The sequence below is a fragment of the Microcoleus sp. D3_18a_C4 genome, from assembly GCF_036702415.1.
Classification (GTDB): Bacteria; Cyanobacteriota; Cyanobacteriia; order Cyanobacteriales; family Microcoleaceae; genus Microcoleus.
Genome location: NZ_JAUBTI010000204.1, coordinates 1 through 3,224, shown reverse-complemented (window position 1 = coordinate 3,224; position 3,224 = coordinate 1). Strand labels below are relative to the sequence as shown.

The following is a 3,224-nucleotide window of genomic DNA, read 5'->3' as shown; positions in this document are numbered from 1 at the left end:
GTCCCGCCCGTCCAAAAAGGACGGGCGGGACGCCCATCCCACAATAACAATTAAAATTGTAAGTTATTTAATTCGCGCTCCTAAGATTAATGACTAATCTATTTCTACAAAAACGCGATCGCCCTCAATCTTTACCGGATAAGATTCCAGGGCATCGCCTAGTGCATTCAAACATTTACCCGTATCTAACTTGTACTGATATTTGTGAAACGGACAGGTAATGATACCGTTATTTACCTTACCCATGTCGATCGGATATTCTAAATGAGTGCAAGCATTGCGGTAACAAGTGACATTCATGCCTTGACGATTCAAAATCACTGAAGTTTCGTCAACTTTTACCTTCAACACACCCCATTCGGGAACTTGATTTAGCGCTGTTAGCTCTACCCACATATAATCTTCCTCGCTTTAAATAAATTATTGCAAACTAATGCGCGATCGCCCTTGAATGCAGTGCAACCATCTGTGGGGCGCTGTCCACACCTGAGAACCTAACCGTTTTCCTCGCCATTTCCCAGGTACAACCTGACGAATTCATCAGCCGCCTCCCGATTGAATGTCTGCAACGCTTGCTTAATCGCAAATACCGCCTCAGCGGATGGATCTCGTTCTTCACTCACCCAACGGCTAACGTTTGAGCGATCGATTTCCATCTTTGCCGCCAATTGATATTGACTGATATCGTATGCCTCTAATATTTTTTTGAGGGCTTTACCTGCTCTTCCCATGCTCCCGATTGTGTCAGAGAGTCATGCTCCTGTAAACGTTGCTGATTGTCATCTAATGCGCTACACTGCGATCAGTTGACAATTAGCACCTATTAGATCGAGGAGATCGACCGCAATGACTCAAACACAGCTTTTTGTTTCCACAGATATCAACGAAATCCCGACATCGCCGACATCGCAGCCAAATCCTGTGCCTGCTGAACCAGACCGGGAACCTGTGCTGATCCTAGTGATTGGTTCCCAGAAGGGAATCGATAAAATTGTTAGCGCACTCTACTTGCGTCGCTTTGCAGCAGTTCAAGAATGGTCGCAGATTTTACCTGCCCCGACTATCGGCAAGCTCATGCGGAGTTTGATTCGCTATGTTTCTTTAGATTAAATTGGGCAAAAATGCTCTCTTACATCAGACGCAGTGTTCTGCAAAACTGAATGGGGCGATCGCATTTTGAATTAAGTGCGATCGTTTCTTCCTTTGCCAATTCTCTAAATTACCTGTTTCTAGACCGTACCAAGTGCTAATATACTGATAATTTGTCATCCTCCAAATTCAAATTTATGGCAAAATTACCCGACCCAACTATCAGCACTATTTTGGGATTGCAACAGCGGTTAGTCGCACTTCTGGACACAGCAACAGCAGCCGAATATTCCCTCTTACAGCAATTTGGCGAAACAGAGGAAACAATGCCTGAGCTAGAAGCAATTGATAATGTTAAGGAACGTCTGAGAATTCCCTACAACCGTTTGCACAGAATCTTGCAACAGGTAGCAGAATCTCAACCAGCAGCAACAGCCGATGTGCTAGAGTTTCTGTATAGGACGATCGCAGAGACAGAAGCAGCAGCCGATGGCTCTGAAGCAAGTATTCGAGAAATTAAAAGGAGTTGGAATCTGCCATGACTCAACAGCCCAGAATACCCGATTTAGAGACAAGACAGCGAAATGTTGCTGGGATACGTAAAGTTTGCCAGCAGCTTGATGTTGTCAATTTAAAGTTAGATGAAGTGCTGGCAATGTTAGAAGCTGATAATCGCCGTCAGCGACAGGAACGTTTAGATGGTAAATATCGGCGAGTGCAAGAAAAAGTAGGAGAATAAGTGCGATGAATCAAGAGGACTAATTAGATTAACAGTCCTCTTTCCAGATCGGAAAACTGTCCAATGTCCCCTACGGATGAATCTGACTCAAAATTACCCGCAACCTGTCATAATCATCCTTCAGCAAAACACTCAAACTCCTCCCCGCTTCCACCAACCAAGATCGATCGCGCATCCGCAACTGATAAATCTCACGAATCGCCGCCGCCGTCAGCGCATCCACTGGCGCATTAGTCACCCCCAGCAGCGTCCTCAAAAAGTCCAACTGTACGGTAAAATCAATCACCTCATCCGGTTCGCAGCGATAAACCGCCTGGTGAATTTGCGGCGGGCGCGGTGGCAAATACTGATAAATTTTACCCCTCGATGGGCCGTGACCGTTCAACCTTTCCGGCGCAGCCTCAAACCCCACAATCGCCACTCGAAACTCGGTTTTGAGCATCGCAAAAATCTGCGGTTGTTCTTCCCGCAACTCTTCCAGCGACAAACCCAAAGCGCGAGCTCTGTGCACCGAGTCGATCGGGCTAGTCGTAGCGTAATAAACCACGCCGTAAATTTGATTTTTCGACTCTTCATCCTCGGCCTTCACCCAACTCCCAAAAGGCGGCATCACGGGAAAGCTTAAGTCTTCCGGTTCCAAACATTGAGCCAAAAACTCCGAGGTTGCCGTCTCGATTACCTCAGCAATGCGATCGGGATGGCGCTCTTTTGTAGCAAATTGGGGTAAAGGTAAACGCATATTAGTCAGTTGGCAGTTGGTTGTTGGCAGTTGGTTGTTGGTTGTTGACAGTTGGCAGTTGGTTATTGGCAGTTGGTTGTTATTTATTATTATTTGTAAGTAGCTACTAATAAACAATAACTAATAACTAATAACTAATTACAACTGACAACTGTCAACTGTCAACAACCAACTGACTATTTCGCGCGACCAGCCGTAGCATCGACAAGTTCCAACTGCGACACGCGGAACGTGATCAGCTTGTCCCAATTGCCGCCTTCAAACAGTACCGCGACTTTCCCGTCGCTAACTCGCTGGACTTGTCCTTGAAAGGCGTAGTAAATCTCACCCTTATCTTTAACTCGAACTGCCGAACCTGGAAAAATCATAATTGTTTGAAAGTTAAGTTGGCTGTTTATAGCTTAGCGTTTCTTGGCGATCGAGACTTGATGCTAAAACAGGCAAGATGCCTGTTCCACAAACTAAACAGGCAAGATGCCTGTTCCACACACTCAACAGGCAAGATGACTGTTCCACACACTCAACAGGCAAGATGCCTGTTCCACAAACCAAACAGGCAAGATGCCTGTTCCACACACTCAACAGGCAAGATGCCTGTTCCACAAACTAAACAGGCAAGATGCCTGTTCCACACACTCAACAGGCAAGATGACTGTT

The 3,224-nt window shown here is 45.9% G+C and carries 9 protein-coding genes; 4 read left to right on the top strand and 5 right to left on the bottom strand.

Annotated features, from left to right (window positions below; translation table 11 throughout):
• Window positions 1-93 precede the first annotated feature (93 nt).
• A complete protein-coding gene (locus tag QUB16_RS33055) occupies window positions 94-396 on the bottom strand; it encodes a Rieske (2Fe-2S) protein (protein ID WP_333322591.1) in 303 nt (100 codons plus the stop codon).
• Between the two features lie 98 nt (window positions 397-494).
• Complete coding sequence (locus QUB16_RS33050; protein WP_015175931.1) at window positions 495-731, bottom strand: helix-turn-helix domain-containing protein; 237 nt, start codon at window positions 729-731, stop codon at window positions 495-497.
• Between the two features lie 115 nt (window positions 732-846).
• Here QUB16_RS33050 and QUB16_RS33045 point away from each other — a divergent pair, with 115 nt between their 5' ends.
• Window positions 847-1,110, top strand: coding sequence for a peptide ABC transporter substrate-binding protein (locus QUB16_RS33045; RefSeq protein WP_333223995.1), 264 nt, complete (start codon window positions 847-849; stop codon window positions 1,108-1,110).
• Between the two features lie 24 nt (window positions 1,111-1,134).
• Here the strand turns inward: QUB16_RS33045 and QUB16_RS33040 are convergent, their stop codons facing one another.
• Window positions 1,135-1,269 carry a hypothetical protein gene (locus tag QUB16_RS33040; RefSeq protein ID WP_333322589.1) on the bottom strand — a complete coding sequence of 45 codons (135 nt, stop codon included), beginning with the start codon at window positions 1,267-1,269 and terminating at the stop codon, window positions 1,135-1,137.
• Window positions 1,270-1,286: 17 nt separating this feature from the next.
• On the opposite strand from QUB16_RS33040, the gene QUB16_RS33035 reads away from it, so the two are divergent.
• Both QUB16_RS33035 and QUB16_RS33030 read left to right on the top strand, forming a co-directional pair.
• Entirely contained in the window at window positions 1,287-1,631 is a 345-nt protein-coding gene (locus QUB16_RS33035) for a hypothetical protein (protein ID WP_333322588.1), read from the top strand.
• On the top strand, window positions 1,628-1,828 hold the full coding sequence (locus QUB16_RS33030; RefSeq protein ID WP_333322587.1) for a hypothetical protein: 201 nt from the start codon (window positions 1,628-1,630) through the stop codon (window positions 1,826-1,828). Before QUB16_RS33035 ends, QUB16_RS33030 begins: the two co-directional genes overlap by 4 nt.
• Window positions 1,829-1,898: 70 nt before the next feature.
• Here the strand turns inward: QUB16_RS33030 and QUB16_RS33025 are convergent, their stop codons facing one another.
• Together QUB16_RS33025 and QUB16_RS33020 are read right to left on the bottom strand one after the other, a co-directional pair.
• Window positions 1,899-2,567 carry an HAS-barrel domain-containing protein gene (locus tag QUB16_RS33025; protein ID WP_333196850.1) on the bottom strand — a complete coding sequence of 223 codons (669 nt, stop codon included), beginning with the start codon at window positions 2,565-2,567 and terminating at the stop codon, window positions 1,899-1,901.
• A gap of 176 nt (window positions 2,568-2,743) precedes the next feature.
• Entirely contained in the window at window positions 2,744-2,935 is a 192-nt protein-coding gene (locus QUB16_RS33020) for an NAD(P)H dehydrogenase subunit NdhS (protein ID WP_333242613.1), read from the bottom strand.
• Window positions 2,936-2,941: 6 nt separating this feature from the next.
• On the opposite strand from QUB16_RS33020, the gene QUB16_RS33015 reads away from it, so the two are divergent.
• The coding region (locus QUB16_RS33015) for a hypothetical protein (RefSeq protein ID WP_333322585.1) at window positions 2,942-3,224 on the top strand (283 nt) is incomplete at its 3' end.